Annotated in this window: 21 protein-coding genes and 1 riboswitch; of the genes, 7 read left to right on the top strand and 14 right to left on the bottom strand. The window is 37.2% G+C overall.

Annotated elements, in window-relative coordinates; all coding sequences use genetic code 11:
• Nucleotides 1-113 precede the first annotated feature (113 nt).
• The 9 genes from queA to I215_RS12610 form a co-directional block, all read right to left on the bottom strand.
• Nucleotides 114-1,163 (bottom strand): tRNA preQ1(34) S-adenosylmethionine ribosyltransferase-isomerase QueA, encoded by a 1,050-nt coding sequence (queA, locus tag I215_RS12650; protein ID WP_008992371.1) that lies wholly within the window; start codon nt 1,161-1,163, stop codon nt 114-116.
• A gap of 446 nt (nt 1,164-1,609) precedes the next feature.
• Complete coding sequence (locus I215_RS12645; protein ID WP_008992370.1) at nt 1,610-2,839, bottom strand: 3-phosphoshikimate 1-carboxyvinyltransferase; 1,230 nt, start codon at nt 2,837-2,839, stop codon at nt 1,610-1,612.
• 26 nt (nt 2,840-2,865) lie between these two features.
• Nucleotides 2,866-3,195 (bottom strand): nucleotide pyrophosphohydrolase, encoded by a 330-nt coding sequence (locus tag I215_RS12640; protein WP_008992369.1) that lies wholly within the window; start codon nt 3,193-3,195, stop codon nt 2,866-2,868.
• Between the two features lie 89 nt (nt 3,196-3,284).
• Nucleotides 3,285-3,737, bottom strand: coding sequence for a D-aminoacyl-tRNA deacylase (gene dtd, locus I215_RS12635; RefSeq protein ID WP_008992368.1), 453 nt, complete (start codon nt 3,735-3,737; stop codon nt 3,285-3,287).
• Between the two features lie 31 nt (nt 3,738-3,768).
• Nucleotides 3,769-4,716: a ribosome small subunit-dependent GTPase A gene (rsgA, locus tag I215_RS12630; protein WP_008992367.1), complete on the bottom strand. Its 948-nt coding sequence runs from the start codon at nt 4,714-4,716 to the stop codon at nt 3,769-3,771.
• A 78-nt stretch (nt 4,717-4,794) separates the two neighbouring features.
• Nucleotides 4,795-5,877 carry a bifunctional 3-deoxy-7-phosphoheptulonate synthase/chorismate mutase type II gene (locus tag I215_RS12625; protein ID WP_008992366.1) on the bottom strand — a complete coding sequence of 361 codons (1,083 nt, stop codon included), beginning with the start codon at nt 5,875-5,877 and terminating at the stop codon, nt 4,795-4,797.
• 10 nt (nt 5,878-5,887) lie between these two features.
• Nucleotides 5,888-6,748, bottom strand: a complete 861-nt coding sequence (locus I215_RS12620) for a prephenate dehydrogenase (RefSeq protein WP_008992365.1) — start codon at nt 6,746-6,748, stop codon at nt 5,888-5,890.
• Nucleotides 6,749-6,782: 34 nt separating this feature from the next.
• The gene (locus I215_RS12615; protein ID WP_008992364.1) at nt 6,783-7,934 is read right to left on the bottom strand and encodes a pyridoxal phosphate-dependent aminotransferase; all 1,152 of its coding nucleotides are present in this window, start codon (nt 7,932-7,934) and stop codon (nt 6,783-6,785) included.
• Nucleotides 7,931-8,758 (bottom strand): prephenate dehydratase, encoded by an 828-nt coding sequence (locus I215_RS12610; protein WP_008992363.1) that lies wholly within the window; start codon nt 8,756-8,758, stop codon nt 7,931-7,933. Before I215_RS12610 ends, I215_RS12615 begins: the two co-directional genes overlap by 4 nt.
• Nucleotides 8,759-9,264: 506 nt before the next feature.
• On the opposite strand from I215_RS12610, the gene I215_RS12605 reads away from it, so the two are divergent.
• From I215_RS12605 to I215_RS12575, 7 genes are all read left to right on the top strand, one after another.
• Nucleotides 9,265-10,131: a DUF4412 domain-containing protein gene (locus tag I215_RS12605; RefSeq protein WP_008992362.1), complete on the top strand. Its 867-nt coding sequence runs from the start codon at nt 9,265-9,267 to the stop codon at nt 10,129-10,131.
• 346 nt (nt 10,132-10,477) lie between these two features.
• A complete protein-coding gene (gene pncB, locus I215_RS12600) occupies nt 10,478-11,665 on the top strand; it encodes a nicotinate phosphoribosyltransferase (RefSeq protein WP_008992361.1) in 1,188 nt (395 codons plus the stop codon).
• A 166-nt stretch (nt 11,666-11,831) separates the two neighbouring features.
• Nucleotides 11,832-12,575, top strand: a complete 744-nt coding sequence (locus I215_RS12595; protein WP_008992360.1) for an SDR family oxidoreductase — start codon at nt 11,832-11,834, stop codon at nt 12,573-12,575.
• A gap of 74 nt (nt 12,576-12,649) precedes the next feature.
• A complete protein-coding gene (locus I215_RS12590) occupies nt 12,650-13,564 on the top strand; it encodes a helix-turn-helix domain-containing protein (protein ID WP_008992359.1) in 915 nt (304 codons plus the stop codon).
• Between the two features lie 183 nt (nt 13,565-13,747).
• Nucleotides 13,748-14,644, top strand: coding sequence for a gliding motility-associated ABC transporter ATP-binding subunit GldA (gene gldA, locus I215_RS12585; protein WP_008992358.1), 897 nt, complete (start codon nt 13,748-13,750; stop codon nt 14,642-14,644).
• A gap of 101 nt (nt 14,645-14,745) precedes the next feature.
• On the top strand, nt 14,746-15,186 hold the full coding sequence (locus tag I215_RS12580; protein ID WP_008992357.1) for a universal stress protein: 441 nt from the start codon (nt 14,746-14,748) through the stop codon (nt 15,184-15,186).
• 356 nt (nt 15,187-15,542) lie between these two features.
• Nucleotides 15,543-17,612: an amino acid carrier protein gene (locus I215_RS12575; protein WP_040460401.1), complete on the top strand. Its 2,070-nt coding sequence runs from the start codon at nt 15,543-15,545 to the stop codon at nt 17,610-17,612.
• Between the two features lie 34 nt (nt 17,613-17,646).
• Here I215_RS12575 and I215_RS12570 read toward each other — a convergent pair whose 3' ends face one another.
• Genes I215_RS12570 through I215_RS12550 form a run of 5 tightly spaced genes read right to left on the bottom strand, consistent with a single transcriptional unit; the run spans nt 17,647 to nt 24,334 of the window.
• Nucleotides 17,647-18,438, bottom strand: coding sequence for a head GIN domain-containing protein (locus I215_RS12570; RefSeq protein ID WP_008992355.1), 792 nt, complete (start codon nt 18,436-18,438; stop codon nt 17,647-17,649).
• A 1-nt stretch (nt 18,439) separates the two neighbouring features.
• Nucleotides 18,440-19,522 carry an acyloxyacyl hydrolase gene (locus I215_RS12565; protein WP_237738965.1) on the bottom strand — a complete coding sequence of 361 codons (1,083 nt, stop codon included), beginning with the start codon at nt 19,520-19,522 and terminating at the stop codon, nt 18,440-18,442.
• Between the two features lie 60 nt (nt 19,523-19,582).
• A complete protein-coding gene (metF, locus tag I215_RS12560; protein WP_008992353.1) occupies nt 19,583-20,536 on the bottom strand; it encodes a methylenetetrahydrofolate reductase [NAD(P)H] in 954 nt (317 codons plus the stop codon).
• A 38-nt stretch (nt 20,537-20,574) separates the two neighbouring features.
• Nucleotides 20,575-23,277: a methionine synthase gene (gene metH, locus I215_RS12555; protein ID WP_008992352.1), complete on the bottom strand. Its 2,703-nt coding sequence runs from the start codon at nt 23,275-23,277 to the stop codon at nt 20,575-20,577.
• 43 nt (nt 23,278-23,320) lie between these two features.
• Complete coding sequence (locus tag I215_RS12550) at nt 23,321-24,334, bottom strand: homocysteine S-methyltransferase family protein (protein WP_008992351.1); 1,014 nt, start codon at nt 24,332-24,334, stop codon at nt 23,321-23,323.
• Between the two features lie 97 nt (nt 24,335-24,431).
• Nucleotides 24,432-24,545, bottom strand: a riboswitch (SAM riboswitch).
• Nucleotides 24,546-24,741: the final 196 nt, after the last annotated feature.

Genomic DNA, 24,741 nt, shown 5'->3' with positions numbered 1-24,741 from the left:
GCTAACATTTCTAATAGCCTTCTATTTAATATTGTGGTATTTTTCAAAAGGAGTCCCACTTAAATCAAATAGGACTCCTTTTTATTTATTTTTATTTAAACCTGGGATGCTTATTATAAAATCAACATCGCATCTCCATAAGAGTAAAACTTGTACTCTTCTTTAATGGCTTCTTTATAAGCTTTCATCACAAAATCATGACCTGCAAAAGCAGAGATCATCATCAAAAGTGTAGATTTTGGTGTATGGAAATTGGTGATCATACAATTGGCAATACTGAAATCATATGGAGGAAAGATAAATTTATTAGTCCATCCTTCATAAGGATTTAGCATATGGTTTGAAGATACAGAACTCTCCAATCCGCGCATCGCAGTTGTACCAATGGCACATATTTTTCTTTTTCCGTTTTTAGCGTTGTTTACTATTGAAGCTGCCTTGTTATCAATGAACAATTCTTCACTATCCATTTTGTGTTTAGAAAGATCTTCAACCTCAACAGGGTTAAAAGTACCTAGACCAACATGAAGGGTAAGTTCCGCAAAATCAATTCCCTTAATCTCTAAACGCTTTAGTAAATGTTTTGAAAAGTGAAGCCCTGCAGTAGGCGCTGCAACAGCTCCTTCTGCTTTTGCATAAATGGTTTGGTAACGCTCTTCATCCTCTGGCTCAACATCTCTTTTGATATATTTAGGAAGTGGAGTCTCACCTAACTCATTTAATTTATCTCTAAACTCTTCATAAGATCCATCATAAAGGAAACGAAGTGTACGTCCTCTTGAAGTTGTATTATCTATAACCTCAGCTACTAGACTCTCATCGTCTCCAAAATACAATTTATTTCCAATTCTGATTTTTCTAGCTGGATCAACTAAAACATCCCAAAGGCGTTGTTCTTCGTTAAGTTCTCTAAGCAAGAAAACTTCGATACGAGCACCAGTTTTTTCTTTATTACCAAATAATCTAGCAGGAAAAACTTTGGTATTGTTAAGGACCATAACATCTCCTTCATCAAAATAATCAATCACATCCTTAAAAAGCTTATGCTCGATTTTTTGCTCTTTACGATGTAATACCATCAAACGAGCTTCATCTCTATCCTCAGAAGGATATTCAGCTAATAATTCTTTAGGAAGTTCAAAATTAAAATTAGATAATTTCATGTATTTCTTTGTTTTCAAGGAACCTATGCACATCACAAAAAAAAACCGACGCACTATCACTCTTTTTAAAGAGCATAGAAAAATCGGCAATAGTTCTAAATGATTATAGATTCAAATCCGTTATATATTCTGTGTATTATTCGATTATAAAAACCTTTATCTCAAAATAGATTTTTACGAATTGCAAATATACGACCCCCAGATAGCCGTTGTCAAGTAAATCATCAATTATTTTAATATTCAAGCAATTATGCAGTTAAAAAAGTCTTTTATCAATATTTTGAAAACCAAAAACTAGGATTAACTTCTCGAATTATTTTAGGATAGTTTCAAAACCATCAAGGGTATATCGACGCTATATTTATTCTATCTAATAACCTTAGCGGTCAACATAACTATTGATCTAAATATTTTTCCAGCAAGGATCCTAAACTAGCAATCCTACACTATAAGTCTTCTATCTGAAAACCTAAAGAGTTAAGATCTTTCCAAAAATCTGGATACGATTTACTAACAACCTCTGCATCATTAATTAAAATTGGTACTTTAAGTGCCAAGGGAGCAAAAGCCATTGCCATGCGGTGATCATCATAAGTATCGATGGCGACCTCTGGTTTGATTTCTGAAGTAGCTTTTAATGACAAGGTTTTATCAGTTACAGATATATCAGCCCCTAATTTTCCGAGTTCTGCCTTTAGGGCTTCTAAACGATCAGTCTCTTTAATTTTTAAAGTGTGTAGTCCTTTAAGTTCGCACCCTATTGATAAACCAAAACAACTTACTGCTATAGTTTGAGCAATGTCAGGCGCATTGGATAGATCAAGATTAATCACAGTATCCTTAGAAACATCCTTAACTTTTGAGAGCAGAAGATCATGACCCTTAAAAGAAGATTCCACACCAAATTCTTTATATATTTCTTGAAGCACACTATCTCCCTGAAGACTGTTTTGCTTATAACTTGAAAGCGTGATTGTAGTTCCTACCTCACATAGGGCCACTATGCTGTAGTAATAGGAAGCTGAACTCCAATCAGATTCTACAACCAATTGTTGCATTGGTAAATCATCTAAAGGTTTAACCGTGATGGTATTTGCTTCAAAGTTAGTTTGAACTCCCAGCTCTTCCAATAAGGAAAGTGTCATCCTGATGTAGGGAACTGAGGTTATTTTTCCTTCTAATTGAAGTATTAAACCATTTTCAAGAGAGGGCGCTACAAGCAATAAGGCGGAGATGTATTGACTACTGATATTTGCAGCTAAAGTGACTTTGTTTTGGATAATTTGTTTCCCCTTTATTTTTATAGGAGGATACCCTTGGTTATTTTCATAGGAGATTTCAGCACCTAACTGTCTTAGAGCATCAACAAGAATTTCGATCGGACGTTCGGTCATTCGTTTAGAACCAGTAAGAATAATTTCAGCACCTGGTTTGACAGCGAAAAACGCTGTTAAAAATCGCATCGCCGTTCCCGCATGATGAATATCCACTGTTCCGCTAGTAATCTCAAGTCCTTTTTCCATAACCACAGAATCATCTGAATTAGAAAGATTTTCAATGGTTAAACCTGGATACAACGCTCTAAGTAATAAGCAGCGATTGCTCTCACTCTTGGAGCCAGTTATAGTAATTTGTTTTTGAAATTTGGTTTGATTGGATTGTATTCGAATATTCATGTTCCTGAATTCTTAAGGGTAATTTTTTAGGATTTTAACTTCTGGTTTGAATGGTGACGGTTGTGATCTCTTTTTGACTTAAGATCCATTTTAGCATCGAAGGCTTTTTGTAAATCGATCCCAGTTTGATTGGCTAGACAAAGTACCACAAATACAACATCTGCGAGTTCTTCACCTAAATCCTTGTCTTTATCACTCTCTTTCTCACTCTGCTCGCCATACCTTCTAGCGATAATACGTGCGACTTCTCCAACTTCTTCTGTCAACTGAGCCATGTTGGTAAGTTCATTGAAATAGCGGACTCCGTGCTCTTTAATCCACTTGTCTACCTCGAGTTGTGCATTTTTTAAATCCATACGATTGACTTTAAGTTTTACTGTGATTTAAAATATATCTCCTCTTTTTCAAGAAGCTTTAACAATCTGTATTTTAAAGCTGATTTCAGCTATACTCTATTTTGAGAATCAATAAGTATGGTTACAGGGCCATCATTGATAAGTGAAACTTGCATGTCAGCTCCAAAGGTACCCGTCCCTACTTTTTTTCCTATATTTTGCTCCAAGCATTTTACAAAAGCTTCATATAAAGGAATCGCGACCTCTGGTTTGGCTGCCTTTATATAAGAAGGTCTGTTACCTTTCTTTGTAGAGGCCTGTAAGGTGAATTGACTCACCACTATAATCTCCCCGTCAATATCCTGTACCGATCGATTCATAACCTGGTCCTGGTCTTCAAAAATTCGTAAACCCACTATTTTACGACACAGCCAATCAATATCACTTTGACCATCAATCTCCTCTATTCCCACAAGAACTAGGAGTCCTTGGCCTATTTTTGCTTTTTCAGCTCCATCTATATGTACTGCTGATTGTTTTACTCTCTGTATAACAACTTTCATGTATCCTCAAATTCATTAGGCTAACTACCTTTTACTCTGCGTAAAGGTCTGTTCTATAATTTTCGTCTTCACCTTGGATTATCTGCAAGTAACTCTTATATCTACTCCATGCTACAGTTCCCTGTTCCACTGCCTGTTTTACCGCACATTTTGGCTCGTCCAAATGAAGGCAATTATGAAATTTACAATCACCTTTAATGGCAAAGAATTCTGGGAAGTAATCTCCGATCTCACTGTTTTCCATATCCACAATCCCAAAGCCCTTTATCCCTGGGGTATCAATAATTTGTCCTGAAAAACTCAAGTCAAACATCTCAGCAAAGGTGGTGGTGTGTTGGCCTTGTTTGTGCTGCTGTGAAATCTCTGCTGTTTTAAGGTTTAATCCAGGCTCTAAAGCATTGACTAAAGTTGATTTACCAACTCCTGAATGACCAGAGAAAATACTGGTTTTCCCTTTTATCATTGATTTTAGCTCCTCGACATTCTTTCCGGTGGCAGCAGAAACTTCAATGGTCTGATATCCAATATCGCTATAGAGCGCAATGAGATTCTTCACCAGCACTAACTCTTGCTTTGTATACTGGTCTATTTTATTAAAAACCAGTATGGGCGTGACATGGTAGGCCTCACAAGTAACTAAAAAACGATCGATAAAATCAGTAAAGGTTACTGGATCCTTTAAGGTCACTAGCATAAAGGCAAGATCAACATTGGCGGCAATAATATGGGTGCGTTTAGAAAGATTAACTGATTTTCTGACGATGTAATTCTTACGATCGTGTATATCAGTGATCACTCCAACTTGCTCCCCAGCTTTGTCTTGAATTTCAAATTCAACAACATCACCTACAGCCACAGGATTAGTACTCTTAATACCTTGTATGCGAAAACGCCCCTTTATCCTACAATTGATAAAGCTTCCATCTTGGGCCTTTACATAATACCAGCTACCAGTAGATTTATAAACCGTTCCTTTCATAGTGAAAAATTAGAAGTCAAAAGTACGAATTTAGAAGTTGCCCAACCTCTAGGAGCACCTTTGACTTCCAATAATTCCTTATTGCTGTACAATTTTCTGTTGATGGTTGATCGATTCTTGGTGAATCGCCTTAAAGATGCGAAGGATGAATTCCTCACTCAGTCCAACTTGATCACCTTCTAAAACCATATTACCTAGGATTTCATTCCATCGTTTTGATTGTAAAACAGCTACGTTACGTTGCTTTTTCAATTCACCAATTTGATCGGACACCTTCATTCTCTTACCGAGCATCTCGATAAGTGCATTATCAATCACATCTATCTGAGCACGGCAATTTGTAAGCTTATTATTGTAATCTGCTTCCTGATCAGTTTCCTTTCTGATTTTCAAATCTCTCATGATTTGTTTGAGAGAATCTGGAGTCACCTGTTGCGCAGCATCACTCCATGCATTGTCTGGATCGGTATGGGTCTCAATCATCAAACCGTCATAGTTTAAATCTAATGCTGTTTGAGAAACATCAAATATCATATCTCTCTTACCAGTAATATGCGAAGGATCCAATATCAGCGGAAGATCCGGAAATTTATTCTGAAGCTCAATGGCTAATTGCCACTCAGGATTGTTTCTGTATTTTGATTTTTCATAAGTGGAAAACCCTCTGTGAATCACACCTAGATTTTTAATATCGCTACTGTACAAACGCTCTATCCCACCTAACCATAAAGACAGATCAGGGTTCACTGGGTTTTTCACTAAAACAATTTTATCGGTTCCGTGTAAAGCATCTGCAATTTCCTGTATAATAAAAGGACTCACAGTAGAACGCGCTCCGATCCACAACAAATCCACATCGTGCTCCAATGCTAATTCTACGTGGGCTTTGTTAGCTACCTCAGTAGCTGTTTTTAAACCTGTCTCTTCTTTTACCTTTTGCAGCCATTTTAATCCTAAAGCTCCAACACCTTCAAAATTTCCTGGACGTGTTCTAGGTTTCCAAATACCTGCACGGTAGTAATTGACATCCGTTCCTTTTAGTTCGTGTGCAATCTTTAGCACTTGCTCTTCTGTTTCTGCGCTACATGGCCCTGCAATCACCAAAGGGTGCGACAGGTTCATATCATCTAACCATGTTCTTAACGTTGCTGAATTTTCCATTTTAAAATACTTATGATGATTTGATTGTTATTCCTTCTAATATTTCTTTAATCCTGTTGGTGTCCTCCATCTCTCTGTAAATGGCCTCAAAGTCATTTGATTCCATGAGCTGTTTAAATCGTTGGAGATTCACAATATACTCCTCAAGAGTTTCTATTACATTATCTTTATTTTGCTCAAATATTGGACTCCACATAGCAGGTGAACTTTTGGCTAAACGTACCGTACTCTCGAATCCACTTCCCGCCATATCAAATATATCGCGCTCATTTCGCTCCTTATCAATCACGGTTTTACCCAGCATAAAAGAACTGATATGAGATAAATGTGACACATAGGCAATATGGCGATCGTGAGCCTTTGGTTCCATGTACCGAATTCGCATCCCAAGATCATTAAAAATATCCATGGCAAGTTCCTGTACTTTGAACGCCGTTTTTTCTACCTCACAAACAATATTTGTTTTACCCTTATACAAGCCTCTTATAGCAGCCTGTGGTCCTGAATACTCAGTACCTGCAATAGGGTGAGCAGCTAAAAAATTTCTTCGGTTTGGATGCTCACTTATCAACTTACAAATATTTGCTTTTGTTGAGCCAACATCAAAGACCAATGTGTCATCTTTTACGATGTCCAAAACACTAGGAATCACCTTTAAAGACACATTTACTGGTATAGCTACTATAACAACGTCAACTGAAGCAGCATCCTGCAAACCTGCCTTCTGATCGATTAATCCTAGCGATAGCGCTGCATCTAGATGCTGTTCATTGGCATCATATCCCAAAAGCACTACATCTTTTCTAGTGCTTCTTAAATCGATGGCCATTGATCCACCTATGAGTCCTAATCCTATTACCAGTACTTTCATTTTGAATTTCTATTTTTCATTTATCAGAATTAGTTTAAGCTTTAAATCGTTGAATCGCTTGTTGAATTTGTGCTTCTTTGACACATAAAGAAAAACGAATATATCCTTCCCCTTGGCTTCCAAATATGGTTCCAGGAGTAATAAATATGCTTTTGTCGTAAAGTACACCGTCAATAAATTCTTCAGCTGAGTGAATTCCTTCTGGTAATTTAGCCCAAACAAACATACCAGAGGCACTTGTATCATACGTACAACCTAATTTATCGGCCAATTGAAAGATAAGCTCTCTACGGCGGGCGTACACTTGATTTAAATTTGCATACCAGTCCTTGGATAATTCCAATGCCTTAACGGCTCCTTTTTGCAATCCGTAAAACATTCCACTGTCCATATTGCTTTTCACCTTTAGAATAGCTCCTATATGATCGGTACTTCCAAAAACAAATCCAACTCTCCAGCCTGCCATATTAAAAGTTTTACTCAGGGAATTAAGTTCCAATGCAACATCCTTAGCTCCATCCACTGAAAGCAAACTCAATCGATTTTCGTTTAGAACAAAACTGTATGGATTGTCATTCACTAAAAGAATATCATTTCGTTTTGCAAAGTCAACTAATTCTTTAAAGATTTCCACATTAGCGTTTGCTCCTGTAGGCATGTGTGGATAACTCAACCACATAATCTTCACTTTAGAAAGATCTGTTTGTTCCAACGCTTTGATATCTGGTAACCAATTCGAGTCTTGACTTAAATCGTAATACTTTGCCACGGCCCCGACCAAATTAGTCACAGAAGTATAGGTAGGATATCCTGGATTCGGTATTAAGACCTGGTCACCCGGGTTTAAAAAAGCCATACTAATATGCATGATCCCTTCCTTAGAACCCATAAGGGGCAACACCTCAGTATTGCTATCTAAACTCACATCAAAATACTGCTGATAAAACGAGCATGCTCCTTTTCTTAGTTCTGGCAATCCTTGATAGGATTGGTATTGGTGTGCTTTCTCATCTCCCAGTGAACTCACAAGTGCTTCTAGTACTTGGTCAGCTGGCGCTAGGTCTGGACTACCAATCCCCATATTAATAACCGGTTTGCCTTGAGCAATTAAACCACCTACCTCTCTTAACTTTTTAGAGAAGTAATATTCTTCGACGCTTTTTAAACGATCTGCTACTTTTATCATCGCATTGTATTTATGTACTCTCCGTGAACTTTAAATTCTGATGCCATAATGGCTAATAAAGATTTCGCTTTTTGAAAATCTGCATAATCCTCAAAGGTCACATCCACGAAAAATGAATACCGCCAAGGGGTTTCAATTTTCGGTAAGGATTGAATCTTGGTTAAATTTAGTTTACAATCACTCATTACATTTAAAACTGTAGCGAGACTTCCTCGTTTGGAACCTAATTCAAACTTTACGGATGCTTTATTAATTTCTTCAATAGGAATTACAGAATTCTGCGTTTGAACAATCACAAATCGGGTCGCATTATTAGTCATTGTCTGAATGCTCTCTGCTAGGATGTCCAATTCAAAAATGGAAGCGGCTGCTTTACTTGCAATGGCTCCAATTCCTTTTAATTGTCCTTGGTGTATTCTTCTTGCAACCTCTGCCGTATCCACATCTTCAATTAATTTTATGTGGGGATATTGCCTAAAAAAAGCCTTACATTGTAGTAAAGCCATAGGATGAGAATAAACCTCTTTAATATCTGAGATAGATTGTCCTTTTAGGGCTAATAAATTGTGGTGTACACTAATGTAGTGCTCCCCGATAATATGCAGGTCATTGTCATCAATGCGGGCATAGTTTGGAATAATAGAACCAGCGATGGAGTTTTCAATAGCCATCACTGCTACTGAACTTTTCTTACTCATCAGACTATCAACTAAGGCGTCAAATGACAAGCATTCATCTACATCAGCATCTTGACCGAAGTATTCCTGAGCCACTTGATGGTGAAAAGATCCTAATATTCCTTGTATTGCAATTTTCCTATTCATTTCTGAGTTTATATCATAAAAAAAGTCCCGAAATTTCTTCCGGGACTAACATATTATTTTTATTACAAATACCTACAACAGTCCCGTTCCTCTCTTAAAAAAGTAAAAGAAGAAAAAATAAAAGTTCCAGTTATAAGCGTTTGTAAACATGATCTCTTGATGTCTGTGGTGCTAAAGTAACTATTAATTTGAAATATAAAACCCTAGTCCCTCAATTTTTTTCATTTTCTGATAAAATATAACTTTTTTTAACGATTTGATTTCAAAAGCAACCTTTAAATACGAATATAGGGCGACTTTAAAATGTTTCTCGGTAATACAGTTCCTTAATACTCCCTCTATTGAGTCTTTACAAAACAACCAAAACACTTAGAAGTGCTTAAATTAGGTCTTATTGGAGAGTTATTTAATACCATTCACCGAATAACAATGGTAACTCACGGATTCTAAAGCAATTTAAACATAATGTTGTTAACTTTAAAAGATCATTAGTAATTCCAAAAGTTATGAAATCAATTAAATTCCTTACCGTATTAATTCTTTTGTGCTTTGTGACCCCTACTGAGGCGCAATTTTTGAAAAAGCTGAAAAAGAAAGCTGGAGAAGCCGTTGAACAAACCGTTTTAAATAGAACAGAAAAAGAAGTATCAGAAGCTACAGATGATGCTATTGACTCAATGATAGAATCTCAGGGGGATGAAAACCAGGCGGATCAGAATTCTAAGAATATGCAACAAAGCATTCAATCCTTATTTGGTGGCGGAAATATCGATAACATTCCTGATCAGTATAGTTTCTCTTATAAGGCGGTAATGGAAATCACCTCCAAAAATGATAAAAATCAATTGGAATATTGGCTTGAACCTGATGTACGTTATTTTGGGACGAAAATAACCCAGACCGGCGAAGACAACCTTACGGTACTAGATTTAGACAACCAAAGCATGACCATGTTTATGCATACGGATGATCAAAGATTAATAATGCCTATGCGAACCGATAATCAATTATTTAAAAAGATACTTGAAAATGCTGAAGAAGAATCAAAACCTGAGAATATTGACTTTGTAGAAATAGAAAGCAAAACCATCTTAGGCTATCATTGCAAAGGATATGAATTCACCACACAAGACGGTGTTTCAAAAATTTGGGTAACTGATCAAACACCTGTAGGGTTTAACAGTGGACTTTTTAATACAGACAACAGTCTCCCTAACACCTTCATTCCAATGGATGGAAAATCAATGATGATGGAGATGGAATTTATACCTAGCAAAAAAAATGCTGATACCTATAGCATGAAATGTATTGAGTTTTCTAAAGAAAATATGAGCGTTAGTAAAGCTGATTATAAATCGATGTTAGAATATTAATATAGATTAATATTAACAAAACCATAAATCCATAAGGGTAGTTTATTTTCAAAACCCATCCCATCTGTTAGTGTCTTAGGCAGAATTAGTCGGTTTGGATATCAATATTAGCTATTTTGACTTGAGTGCTAGGTCAATTTTACTAAAAAAAAGATTCTAAGTATTTAACCTATTATCCCTTTTATTTCAATTCTGCTAAGTATTTGGCTTAGCAAAACACAAATACGCATATATAAGGTCGCCTTTTTTAAAAATTTGCCCCTTAAAATCCTCCGTTGATCAAAGTCATAAAATACTATTTTAGAAAAATAAATAGTAACTTTCGAAAAAAATTACAAAGCTTGGAATGCTTATGGATACTCAATTCGCTGTATTTAATTCAATATTAGATAACGACTTTTATAAATTCACTATGCAGTGTGCTGTTGTGAAACTTTTTCCCAGAATACAGTCTAGGTATCAATTCATAAATCGCGGGGAGCATAAATTCCCCAGAGGTTTTGATCAAGCATTGAGAACTGCGATCAATCAGATGACACAGCTGCAATTGACCAAAGATGAAAAACAATTTCTAATTGAAAATTGTCCATATCTCAACCCTGCTTATATTGATTTTTTAGAAGGTTATCGCTATGACCCTTCTGAGGTAAACATACAACAAGATGGTGAGGATTTAAAAGTCAGTGTTCAAGGTTACTGGTATCGTACCATTCTTTGGGAGGTACCTTTATTATCACTAATTAGTGAACTCTTTTATAAGTTAACTGATCAAGAAGCATGGAGTAATGAAAAAATTGTAGCCAATACCCTAGAGAAAATCAAACTCTATGATGAACTACAGGTCAAATTTGCAGAGTTTGGAACCAGAAGAAGACATTCCTATAGAACCCATAGAGTTGTTATGAATACGCTTTCAACCTACAAAGGTGATATTTTTACTGGTTCTAGCAATGTTCATATGGCAATGATCCATCACGTTAAACCTATCGGGACACACGCACACGAATGGTTTATGTATCACGCCGCAGAGTACGGATTTAAAATGGCTAATTCCATGTCATTGGAACACTGGGTGGATGTTTATCGGGGAGACTTAGGTGTGGCCTTATCAGACACCTACACCACTGATGTATTCTTTAGACATTTCGATACCAAGTTTGCTAAACTATTTGATGGTGTACGCCATGATAGTGGAGATCCTTACGAGTTCACAGAAAAGACCATTGAGCATTACAACAAACACGGGATTAATCCGCTGTACAAATACATCATTTTTTCAGATGGATTAAATCCAGAAAAAGTAGAAGCCATAACCAAGGCATGTAAAGGAAAAATCGGACTTTCATTTGGTATTGGGACCAATCTTACCAATGATGTGGGTCTTAAACCTATGAATATCGTTATTAAACTCACCGAGGTTCTAACCAGTAATAAGAGTTGGGTACCAACGGTAAAGATTTCTGATGAACCCAACAAACATACTGGTGATCCAGAGATGATTAGCCTAGCTCAAAAACTACTTCGCATTGATTGATCTTTCTTTTTACGACCTATAACACCCATGAGGTGATTCTTTTACCATAGAAACAAACCCATTTTATGGTATAATCACGATTTGGACACAGTTTTTATTGATTTGAACACGCATAAGATTTCCTCTTAAAGCAATTTTGTACTACACAAATTAAATCAATAAAAAGATGGAAAACATTAAAGGAAAAGTAGTGGCAATTACAGGAGCAAGTAGCGGAATCGGAGAGGCAATTGCTCGACATCTCTCCGCTTTAGGAGCAAATGTTGTAATAGGCGCTAGAAGAGATGACAGATTAGAGAAAATCGCCAAAGAGCTTTCAAATAACGATTCCCGGGTGATTTACAAAAAATTAGATGTTACGGATCCAAAGCAAGTTCAAGCATTTATAGCATATGCCATAGAAGAATTCAACTCTTTGGATGTATTTATAAACAATGCTGGAATCATGCCGTTATCGATGATCAACGATTATAAAATCAACGAATGGAATGCTATGATCGATGTAAATATCAAAGGGGTATTACACGGTATTGCAGCAGCACTCCCAGTTTTCGAAGAAAAAGACAAAGGCCAGATCATTAATATTACCTCTGTTGCTGATCGCTGGGTAGGCCCAACTTCTACTATTTATAGTGCAACTAAATTTGCGGTAAGGACTATTTCAGAAGGGTTACGTCAGGAGGTTAGCGAAAACATACGAGTAACCATTGTAGCTCCAGGAGCAACGGAATCCGAACTAGCTGAGCATATCTCAGATCCTGAGTTACGCAAGGTCGCTAAAAAACAGTTCAGAACGAATTTACTACCTGCTCAAGCTATCGCAAATGCAGTAGCTTTTGCTATTTCTCAACCAAAAGATGTTGATGTTAACGAATTGGTTGTGAGGCCTACGGGACAGAAAACTTTTTAATTTAAAGGTGGACAAATTAGAAAACGGTCTTGGTTTTCACCCCAAATTATAACTCAAAACAATTACCTTTACATATGGAACAGACATTTCGTTTACAGTCTATCGCAGAATTCCATCAATTATGTGGACTCCCTCAACCTGAGCATCCACTAATCAGTTTGATTGATTACAGTAAGGTTAGATACCCTTTTCAAGAAAGTCAATTAAGCTGGATTCAGGAATTTTACACCATAGGTCTTAAGCGAAATGTCACTTCCAAATTCAATTACGGACAGCAAGTGTATGATTTTAACAAAGGGCTTCTTAGTTTTATCTCACCACTTCAATTTCTGAAAATTGAAATCGATCAGAATCAACACACAAAACCAAGTGGTTGGCTACTTCTGATTCATCCCGATTTCTTATGGCAAACGCCATTGGCAAAAAAAATTAAAACATTTGATTTCTTTGGATATGCCATTAATGAGGCGCTATTCTTATCAAATAATGAAGAAAATACCATTGAGCAAATCCTACTTACTATTGAAGGTGAATACCAATCTCAAATTGACAAGTTTTCCCAAGGCCTAATAATAAACCAAGTAGAGCGACTGCTTATTTACGCAGAACGTTTTTACCAGCGCCAATTCATCACTCGTAAAAAATCCAATTACCAGCTATTGGAGAAATTTGAGTCTATATTGAAGCGTTACTTTGACAACCAGTCGGGACTGATTAACGGTGTGCCATTAGTTAGTACCATCGCGGATGAATTAAACATTTCTCCCAATTATTTAAGTAGTCTATTACGCATTAATACTCAGCAAAATGCGCAACAGCACATCCAGAGTAGCATGATCCATTATGCCAAAGCTCGCTTGAGCACTACGAATTCATCCATTAGTGAAATTGCATTTGAACTTGGGTTTGAACATCCACAGTCTTTTAGCAAATTATTTAAGAAAAAAACGAATCAGTCTCCTTCAGAATTTAAAAGTTTATTTAATTAAAAATCTAGAAGGTTTTAAAAAAAGAGCGTTGAATTCGAATCTCTAATACTTCTGCGCACTAGTGGATGATTAGGATTGTCTTTACTCTTGAACCAAATTAAAATTCCGCTATATTTAGGGATTCTTGGAATTAAACTTCAGAATTACTTACTTTGGTTGGCATATGCATTTAATTGACAAAGGATGTCTATAGAAATTAAAAACATCAGCAAGAGCTATGGTGATAAACAAGCTCTTGACAACATATCGTTTTCTATTAAAAAAGGAGAAATCGTAGGTTTATTAGGTCCAAATGGAGCTGGTAAATCTACCTTAATGAAAATTCTAACCACCTACCTTTCTCCAGATAAGGGAAGTGTGATGGTAAATAATTATTCTGCCTCAACTCAGCCCATGCAGGTCAAGGGAAGCATTGGCTACCTACCAGAACACAATCCTTTACATCTAGAGATGTATGTGCGTGAGTACTTAAGATACATCACTTCGATTTATAAGGTAAGTAAAGATCAAATAGAACCCGTATTGCAAGACTGTGGTCTGGGTGATCATGCTAACAAAAAAATAGGATCATTATCAAAAGGATACAGGCAAAGGGTTGGCCTGGCCGCGGCCCTGGTTAGTAATCCAGAGGTTCTTATTCTAGATGAGCCAACTACTGGACTAGATCCAAACCAGCTTATCGAAATCCGAAATCTAATACGGGAAGCAGGTAGGGAAAAAACCATTCTTTTATCCACTCATATCATGCAAGAAGTTGAAGCTATTTGTGATCGCGTTATCATTATAAAAGACGGGCAGATTGTCGCTGATAAAATTCTTCAAGATCTTCGTTCTTCAAAAAAACAGGTGATCGAGGTAGAATTTGACTATCGCGTAGAAAACATCTTACTAGAACAGTTACCACGGGTATTGGAGGTTAAAAACACGGTTGGATTTGTATACCAAATCACCTTTGATACCGATAAAGATATGCGAGGCTCCCTGTTTGATTTTGCTCATGATAACGGACTTAAAACACTACAATTAAATCAAAAGAATAAAGATTTAGAAAGCCTATTTATCGAACTGACTAAGTCATAGAATTCAGGCAAGGCCCTGATTGAACAAAGTTTAATGACTGAGGGATTTCTTAGTTCAACTAATATTTGTATCTTAATCCTATATTAAACCGAAAGACAAATATGAAAAATATTCTTGTGGCCATTGGTCAAACTAAAGATGCAGAAAAACTTATTGCTCAAGCTGTTAAATTCGCAAGCTATTCAAACGGAAAAATCTGGATTATTCACGTGGCTACACCAGATCCTGATTCGTTAATTGGCAGAGAATCTGGACCACAATTCATCTATGATCAAAGAGCGGAGAATCGCAAAAAAGAGGCAGCTTTTATTCAAAATTTAGCACAAGCGATCACTCAAAACCACAATATCGAAGCCGAAAGCATTTTGGTTCAGGGTGCTGTCTCAAAAGTTATCAGGGAAAAGGTCGATAAGTTTAATATCGATTTAGTTATAGCAGGACATCGAAGAAAGGATTTTTTATACAATCTCTTTACCGCTAATAACAAAAAGGACCTTGTGGACGAATTAAATGTCCCTCTTCTTGCCGTTCCATTACACTAATTACAAGCAAATTAATTAGAAGATCACTGGTCATGCTAGATAAATCTATTATATTTGTTGCTTAATTTTTAACGGATTTTAAAAATAGGATGGTTCTATAAACTAAATTATTTTTCTTCTCGGCGGTTACGGGAGCTTTATATGCTTTATCTTCACATTTCGATTAAATTTACTTATAGCTTAAAGGGTATGACCTAACAGCTTTTTATGCTAAAGCTGATTTATTCACTTTAGTAAATTTACTAGTTGTTATAATTTAACAGAAGGGCTGCTCTTTAAAGTAGTCTTGAAATACTGTAGATATGCATTTGGTTTTAAAACATTCCTATCCAAAAGTGGAAACGATAGCAAACATTATGATTAAATATCTTTTTACCCTACTATTCACCATTTCATTTCTTTCTCTTCAGAGCCAGGATTTAGTGGTAAAAGAAACCTTAGGTAATAAATCAAAGATTATCAATGATGGATATATCTCCTTAGAGGTCCAAGGTGGTCTTCCTCCCTATACTTATAAGTGGTCTAATCAAAATACACCTTTAGATTCTGATACCGCAATAGGACTTACCGAGGGGATTCCCTATACGGTGACCATCACAGATAGTCAGGGAAAAAGTGTTCAACATAGCTATAAGATTAAATCGGAGAATATTCCAGAGTTTCTTAACGGTACTGCTGTACCCTTGGTAAATCAAATGTACAAAGTATTATTTTGGGACCCTTTTACTGCCTTTGGACTTTATGATCCAAAGGTTTACGCAGACATTAAGAAGGTTCCTATTCCAGGATGGACAGCAGGTATTGATGATCATTTTGTACTTAAACAGTGGGAGGTTGAAGAAGGTAAGCACGTGGAATCAGGTGACCTTATCGCAGTGGTGAGTTCTTACCAAAAAGGGGATTTAAATGTTTATGCAAATGCCGCAGGAACACTCAAACATCTAAACGATCCGAACGAGGTTATTTACAATGCTGACAATAAGGCACATGTAATAGAGATTGGAGCTCATAATCTTGCAGAGATCAAGCTTGACCAACCTGTGCTAGTGAGACACCTTAATGGTGATCCCAAAACTAGTAACATACCCTTAATTGTAATTTGGCTTATTTTTGGCGCTTTCTTCTTTACCATTCGATTAGGTTTTATAAACTTTAAAGGAGTTCGGCATTCATTTGATCTAGCAAAAGGAAAATATGATGATCCTAATGCTCCAGGTAAAATCACCCATTTCCAAACCATGACCACGGCCGTGTCGGCAACTGTTGGACTTGGAAATATCGCTGGTGTTGCCATTGCAATTTCAGTTGGAGGTGCTGGAGCTACATTTTGGATGATTCTTGCTGGTCTTCTTGGAATGGCCTCTAAATTCACTGAATGTACCCTAGGGATCAAATACAGAACAATCAATTCTGATGGTAAGATTTTTGGTGGGCCAATGTATTATCTTAAACATGGTCTAGAGAAAAGAAATGCCAAGAAGTTAGGTAAAGTTTTAGCAGTGCTCTTTGCAGTACTTTGTGTGGGAGCCACTTTGGGTGGGGGAAACATGTTCCAAGCCAATCAGTCTTTTGAAATTTTAGCCAGTCAATTTGAATTTATGCAAGGGAAAGGGCTTTATTTTGGTCTCTTTTTAGCATTTCTAGTCGGGGCAGTGATTATTGGAGGTATTGAGAGTATTGGAAAAGTTACTGGTCGTATTGTACCGGTAATGGCAGGAATTTATGCTCTCGCGGCTATTATTATTATCGGAGTAAATATCGAAAATCTAGGCGCGGCAGTATCCGCTATTATCGATGGAGCATTTAATGCATCAGCCCTAAAAGGAGGTATTATAGGTGTTATGATTGTAGGATTTCAAAGAGCAGCATTTTCAAGTGAATCAGGAGTTGGATCTGCAGCCATTGCGCATAGTGCTGGAAAGACAAATCATCCAGTATCGGAGGGGTATGCAGCCTTAATCGAACCATTTATCGATACAGTAGTGGTTTGCACATTAACGGCCCTTGTGCTTATTTTTACAGGTATGCACGAAGTTCAAGGAGTTGGTGGTGTTCAACTCACCTCGGCTGCTTTCTCAACGATAATCTCATGGTTTCCATATGTACTAACAATAGTGGTTTTATTATTCGCATTTTCCACCATGATATCTTGGTCCTATTACGGCATGAGAGCCTGGACTTTCCTATTTGGAAAAAGCAATACTGTAGAACTGGTCTATAAGGTCATGTTTTTATTCTTTGTTGTGGTAGGCTCATCAGTTGGGCTTGGTGCTGTATTGGATTTCGCAGACATGATGATTATTACCATGGCATTTCCAAATATGATCGGTATGTATATTCTAATAGGGGAAGTGAAAAAAGACCTTAAGGAGTACAATAGAAAATTGAAAAACGGAGAACTTTATACCCGTCCCGATAAAAAGTAATTTTTTTAGCTAAGGCTGCTATATCCTAACCTTATTATTCGAGTATATATTGGCCTTTATAGTGCTGATTCACCTCTTTGCTCGCAGGAGGCTTCACTGCTATAAGGTCTCCCGTTCCATAGAGATCCGCCTTTAAGTGACCGGTAACATTTACGATGACATCATTGGAACTTCGGTGATAGATGTTGGCGTTTTCAACCTCGAAATCTCGCCCTTCAAATCTCCCATTTCCAGAGGCCATCGTGATATTCAATTGCTTAGACTGCCCTTGAATATACATATTTGATACTCCGTTGAATACTAACTGAAAATCATTGGCGTGTACATTTAAGTAAAATTCTCCACTTGTTAGGTACTCATTGTTTCTAAAGTTTTCGGAATACACTCTTAATTTATCTACGGTAATAATTCCTTGTGAGCGAACATCTCCCTGTGTAGAGCTACGGATTTCTGAGATATCCGGACTAGATACATAGATGGTCGTTAGTCCATAATCTCTAAAAAAATTGCACTGGTTTTCATTTCTTAATTGTAATTGTCCATCAACAACCTGAACCTTAATATCTGGCAACAAATTTTCACCCGTTTTAATCACCACCTTAGCTTCATTCTCCTGAGTAAAAACCATATGGAGATTCCGCTCTATAAGTATACGATCAAACGGAGCTACTTCTACCTGCTGCTCAATAGTCGTTCCAGCGGATTGTATACAATCATTCACACTCTTATCATCACACCCTATAAGGAAGAAAAAACAGACCAATGCAGTCCAATAGCGCAAAGCAATTATATATTTTTTTAGCCGTAATAAATCCAAGTGTCTCATACTACAATCTATAACCAATTCCAATTTCAACCCCTTCTGCTTGAGCTGCATGTGCCTTTACAGTAATCACGGCGAAGAGTTTTTTACTCTTTGTAAGATAGCCTTTTAATCCACCTCTTAAATAAACTTCCCCCTCATAATCTACTGGGTAATATAGATAATATCCAGCTTGAGCAACCACTGAGAGTTGGTTCAAAAAAAGTTCATGTCCGATAAATACACCTGCTCTTTTAAAATCTTCTGATCCATCAATCCCTCGCTCTGGATAGGAAATGCTACTATAGCGTATGTATTCTTTTAAAAAATTAGAATAGAAGACATCGGTTCCCAGTTGAATAGCACTCTTTTTAGAGAGTCGTTTATCGGCATATACCGAAAATACGTAAAATGGAAATTGTCCACTTCCAATCACATCACTTTCGTTTATCCCTGTTCTAAATACAAAATTAAAACGTACTGGCTCGGTAAAGGCGCTGCTAAGTCCTGCTGTTCTGATATACTCTGGCTGGGTAGCTTCCAGATTATAATTCAAACCAATATTAAAGTTAACGGTATTAATACTTGTGTTTGGCGCTTTGGTATTTCCATTGGAATAATGGATAAGAGTTAGTCCAGCCTGCAGTCCAAATCTATTGAAAATTCGCTCCTTTTTATAGTTTAACATCAGATAGGTACTGCTTAAAAGAGTAGACCCAAAAGCAACATTTCGATAATTGTCCTCTTTATCATATGGCTTTTCTGCAAAGGCAACCCCCTGTCCTACTCTAAACATCAAGTTTCTATTGAAAAAGTAGAAGTTATAATGCCCGTAAAAGGCCGTATTACTTCCCATATATGGATTCTTGAAGTTGTGATAAATCATAGAGGCACCGTAGTCAGGATAATTATACAATTGTTCCCATTCTTTATGCCCATAGGTTTTTCTATTCCAACTAAGTAGATAACCCTCTGGATGATCCGTAACTAAATGTAAAATGTCATTATTGTGCTTACTTATATTACCATAAAAGTAGCTCAGATCAATATAAGAAGTATGTGCCTTGTCGTTTTGTTGGGCGCTTAACCCCAAACAAAATATCGACATCAATACTATAATTAGGTTTCGCATCGGTTATTTTTCAAATGCTAAAGTAAACTTAATAATTTAAAATAGCGCTTGAGCAATATTCTTAATGTTATCGGATTTACCCATAGAATAATAATGTAATACAGGTACACCAGCTTCCTTTAGTTCTTTGGATTGAGCAATACACCACTCTACTCCGACTTGACGTACTTCCTTGTTGTTCTTACATGCATCTACCGCAGAAATTAAATCTTCTGGAAGATCAATTTTAAACACCTGAGGCAGTAATTGTAAGTGCTTTTTAACAGCTATAGGTTTAATTCCTGGAATAATAGGCACTGTAATACCTGCCTGACGTGCTTTTTCAACAAACTCAAAGTATTTGCTGTTATTAAAAAACATCTGAGTCACAATATAATCTGCTCCCGCATCAATCTTTTGCTTGAGTTTTTTCAGATCAAACTCCAAAGAAGGCGCCTCAAGGTGTTTTTCAGGATATCCTGCCACCCCAATACAAAAATCGTCTGTATTGCTATTCTCTAGGGTTTCGTGTAAGTACTTTCCCTGACACATATTTCTAATTTGCTCGACCAATTCGTAGGCATAGGTATGTCCCCCATTGGTTGCTTCAAAATATCGTTGATGCTTCATGGCGTCACCGCGTAGGGCCATCACGTTTTGAATACCTAGATACTGACAATCCACAAGCATATACTCCGTTTCTTCTTTAGTAAACCCACCACATAAAACATGAGGGACTGTATCTACTTTATATTTGTGCTTTATGGCAGCGCAAATACCGACAGTTCCAGGCCTTGTTCGAGTTACTTTTCGATCATATAACCCATCCTTTTCTAGATACACAAACTCCTCTCTTGAGGTGGTAACATCAATAAAGGGTGGATTAAATTCCATCAATGGATCAATGTTATCGTAGAGTTCTTGAATATTTTTACCCTTTTGAGGTGGAACGATTTCAAAAGAGAATAAGGTTTTATTTTGAGCAGCTTCGATATGTTCTGTTACTTTCATGAGACTTTTTGTTGGTTTTGTTTACAAGAAATGGAATTTTAAGAATCTGCAATGTTCGGACTCAACCATTTAGCGGCCTCCTCTACAGGAATTCCTCTACGTTTTGCATAATCTGCCACTTGATCTTCTTTTATTTTACCTAATCCAAAATATCGGCTTTTAGGATTGGCAAAATAATAACCAGATACGGATGAGGCTGGCCACATGGCAAGGCTATCGGTTAGTTTAACTCCTATTCGCTCTTCGACTTTTAACAAACTCCAAATGGTTCGTTTCTCTAGGTGATCTGGACATGCTGGATATCCAGGCGCTGGTCGAATTCCTTTATAAGACTCTTTAATCAATTCTTCGTTGGTGAGTTGTTCGCTTTGGTCATACCCCCATATTTCGGTACGTACTTTTTTGTGAAGATACTCCGCGAACGCTTCTGCTAATCGATCTGCTAAGGCTTTGATCATAATAGAGTTATAATCATCTAAATTTTTGACAAATTTTTCAGAGATCTCATCCACACCAAATCCTGTGGAGACGCAAAAAGCGCCCATATAATCCTGTTGCCCACTATCTTTAGGAGCAATAAAATCAGCCAAGGCAATATTTGGTGCTCCTTTGGTTTTTTGTGATTGTTGACGCAGAGTTAGGAATTTTTCAAGCTCCTCTCCACTCTTTGAATAGAGTTGAATATCATCGTCATTTACTTGGTTTGCAGGGAAAATACCTAATATACCTTTAGCAGTAAGCCATTTCTGTTTAATGATCTGATTGAGCATTTGAGTAGCTTCTTCAAAGAGTTTAGTTGCGGCTTCACCTACTAGTTCATCAGTCAAAATCTTAGGATACTTTCCATGAAGCTCCCAGGATCTAAAAAATGGGGTCCAATCGATATAAGGCAATAGCTCTTTTAAATCGAGTTCGATTTGTTTAACCCCAATAAAACTAGGTTTGGGCGCAGAGTACTGATCCCAATCAAGTTGCATCTTATTGGCTCTGGCTTGATCGATGGTTAAATAATTTTTTATACGAGTTCGTTTTAAAAACCCAGCTCTTACAGTGTCATACTCCTGTTTTAATTCAGCTTCATACTGCTGATTTACCTTTGGATTTAATAGATTCCCAGCAACGCTAACGGATCTGGAAGCATCACTAACATAGACCACTGTCTTGGAATAAACCGGGGCTATCTTCACAGCTGTATGCGCTCTTGAAGTAGTGGCACCACCAATCATCACAGGGATACTTAAATTGAGCTTTTCTAATTCCTTGGTCAGATAAACCATTTCATCCAAAGAAGGTGTAATCAATCCGCTCAGCCCTATAATATCCGCCTTTTCATCCAAAGCAGTTTGAATAATTTTCTCGGGTGGAACCATTACCCCAAGGTCAATGATTTCATAATTATTACATGCCAATACCACACCGACAATATTTTTACCAATATCGTGCACATCACCCTTAACTGTGGCCATTACAATTTTACCTGCAGATCTGGAATCATCCTCTTTAGTAGCCTCAATGAAAGGAAGTAGATAAGCAACGGCCTTTTTCATGACTCGGGCAGATTTTACCACTTGGGGTAAAAACATCTTACCGCTTCCAAACAAATCACCTACCACATTCATTCCGTTCATCAAGTTAACCTCTATGACTTCAATAGGTTTCTCTGCTAATTGACGGGCCTGCTCTACATCTTCTTCGATAAATTCTAAGATACCTTTAACCAGCGCATGAGTGATTCGATCTTGTAGACTTCCACTTCTCCACTGCTGTTGTTGTTTCAGGTTCTCTTTGGAATTTCCTTGTACGGTCTCAGCATAATCCAAGAGGCGTTCTGTAGCATCGTCCCTACGATCCAAAAGTACATCTTCTATATATATAAGAAGCTCTTTATCGATTTGATCATACACCTCCAGCATTTCTGGATTGACTATACCCATGGTCATACCATTTTTAATTCCATGGTATAAAAATGCGGCATTCATGGCCTCGCGTACTGTATTGTTCCCACGGAAGGAGAACGATACATTACTGACGCCACCACTAATTTGTGCATGGGGTAAGTTCTCGCGAATCCACTTTGTGGCACGGAAAAAATCAACCGCATTTTGACGGTGTTCTTCCATACCTGTTCCCACCGGGAAAATATTAGGATCAAATATAATATCCTGTGGTGCAAACTTCACCTGATTGACAAGAATGTCATAGGAGCGTTTACATATATCGATTCTTCGTTGATAATTATCAGCTTGGCCTGTTTCATCGAAGGCCATAACAATGACTGCTGCCCCGTACCGTTTAATAAGTCTAGCGTGATGTATAAATTCAGCCTCCCCTTCTTTTAAACTGATCGAATTCACAATTCCTTTCCCTTGAACGACTTTTAATCCCGCTTCAATGATTTCCCATTTGGAGCTATCTATCATTATAGGAACTCTCGCAATATCAGGCTCAGCTGCGATTAAATTTAAAAACTTCACCATTGCATACTTACCATCAAGCATCCCTTCATCCATGTTTACATCGATGATTTGGGCACCTCCTTCTACTTGGGCTCTGGCAACTTCTAAAGCTTGGTCGTAATTTTCTTCTTTAATGAGTCGAAGAAATTTTCGAGATCCCGTTACATTGGTACGCTCTCCAATATTTACAAAGTTTGTATTCTCATCAATAATTAGTGGCTCTAATCCAGATAAGGCCAATGGCAATCGTTTACTTCGCTCTTCTATATCTTGTTGGTCAATCATTTTTTTCTACTTCAAAGATCATTAATGCTCGGGGTGATATTTTTTAATTCGCTAGGCTTGAATCTAGCACCTTCCTAGGGGTATACTCAGCGGCGATTTCTGCTATTAAGCCAATATGTTCGGGTGTTGTCCCACAGCAACCGCCTATGATATTTACCACATGCTCTTCTAGGTAATTTCGAATCAAATCTTGCATTTCTTCTGCAGTTTGGTCGTATTCCCCAAAGTGATTCGGCAAACCTGCATTAGGATAAGCTGAAATGTAAAAAGGCGATTGATTGGACAATCGTTTTACATAAGGCAATAATTGATCTGCACCGAGCGCACAGTTAAACCCGACACTCAGTAGAGGTATATGGGAGATACTAATTAAAAATGCTTCCGCAGTTTGACCCGAAAGTGTTCTCCCAGAGGCATCAGTAATTGTTCCGCTAACCATAATAGGAATATCTAAACCACGTGCTGCTTTAACTTCTTCTATGGCAAATAATGCTGCCTTAGCATTTAGGGTATCAAATATGGTTTCAACTAGTAACAGATCAACACCTCCATCGATCAACCCTTCGATTTGCTCGGTATAAGCTAGACGTAATTCATCAAAGGTAACAGCTCTAAACCCTGGGTCATTGACATCAGGTGACATACTCGCAGTACGATTCGTCGGACCCATTGCACCAGCGACAAAACGAGGTTTTTCTGGTTGTTTAGCTGTAAACTCATCGGCCACCTTTCTGGCAATTTTTGCAGACTCAAAATTTAGTTCATATACCAAATCCTCCATGTGATAATCGGCCATACCAATACGGGTACTGGAGAATGTATTGGTTTCAACAATATCAGCACCCACTTCAAAATATTTGGCGTGTACTTCTGCAATTGCTTCAGGTTGGGTAATAGATAGGAGGTCGTTGTTTCCTTGTAGTGGATACTCAAAGGTTTTAAATCGCTCGCCACGAAAATCTTCCTCGGTAAATTTATAACGTTGCAGCATGGTTCCCATCGCCCCATCTAATACCAAGATTCGTTTTTCTAACGCCTTTTCAATATCCTTTTCCATATCATTTCTGTTAAAAATTGTCTTTTAAGCTTAAGAGTCCCTTTAAAATGTTATTGTAAATTACGCGGTAAGTATCAAGAAAAAAACAGAAGTCTTTTAGTTATCTTTCCACTATGTGGTAGAATGTAGCACCTTCTCTAATTTTTCGTTGGAAAAACAAAGGGTTGCTAAGGCTTCTACGGGTCTATCCCTTCACCTTTCTTGATAACACACAGTACAATTAGGAACTTATGAGGTGCAAATATAACGCAGATTTTAGTGGTAACCAAGCTGAGTTTGATTTAAAACCCCCTAGCCTTAACCGCTATAAAATTTATAGGGTATATCAAGAATAACAACCTTAATATACCCTATAAATTTATAAATGTATTGTTGGGTTAAACGATACTTTTAACCACTTCTTTTTT

It is taken from the genome of Galbibacter marinus, assembly GCF_000300875.1.
Taxonomy (GTDB): Bacteria; Bacteroidota; Bacteroidia; order Flavobacteriales; family Flavobacteriaceae; genus Galbibacter; species Galbibacter marinus.
Note: the sequence above shows the minus strand (reverse complement) of the source record. Positions and strands in the feature narration are given on the sequence as shown.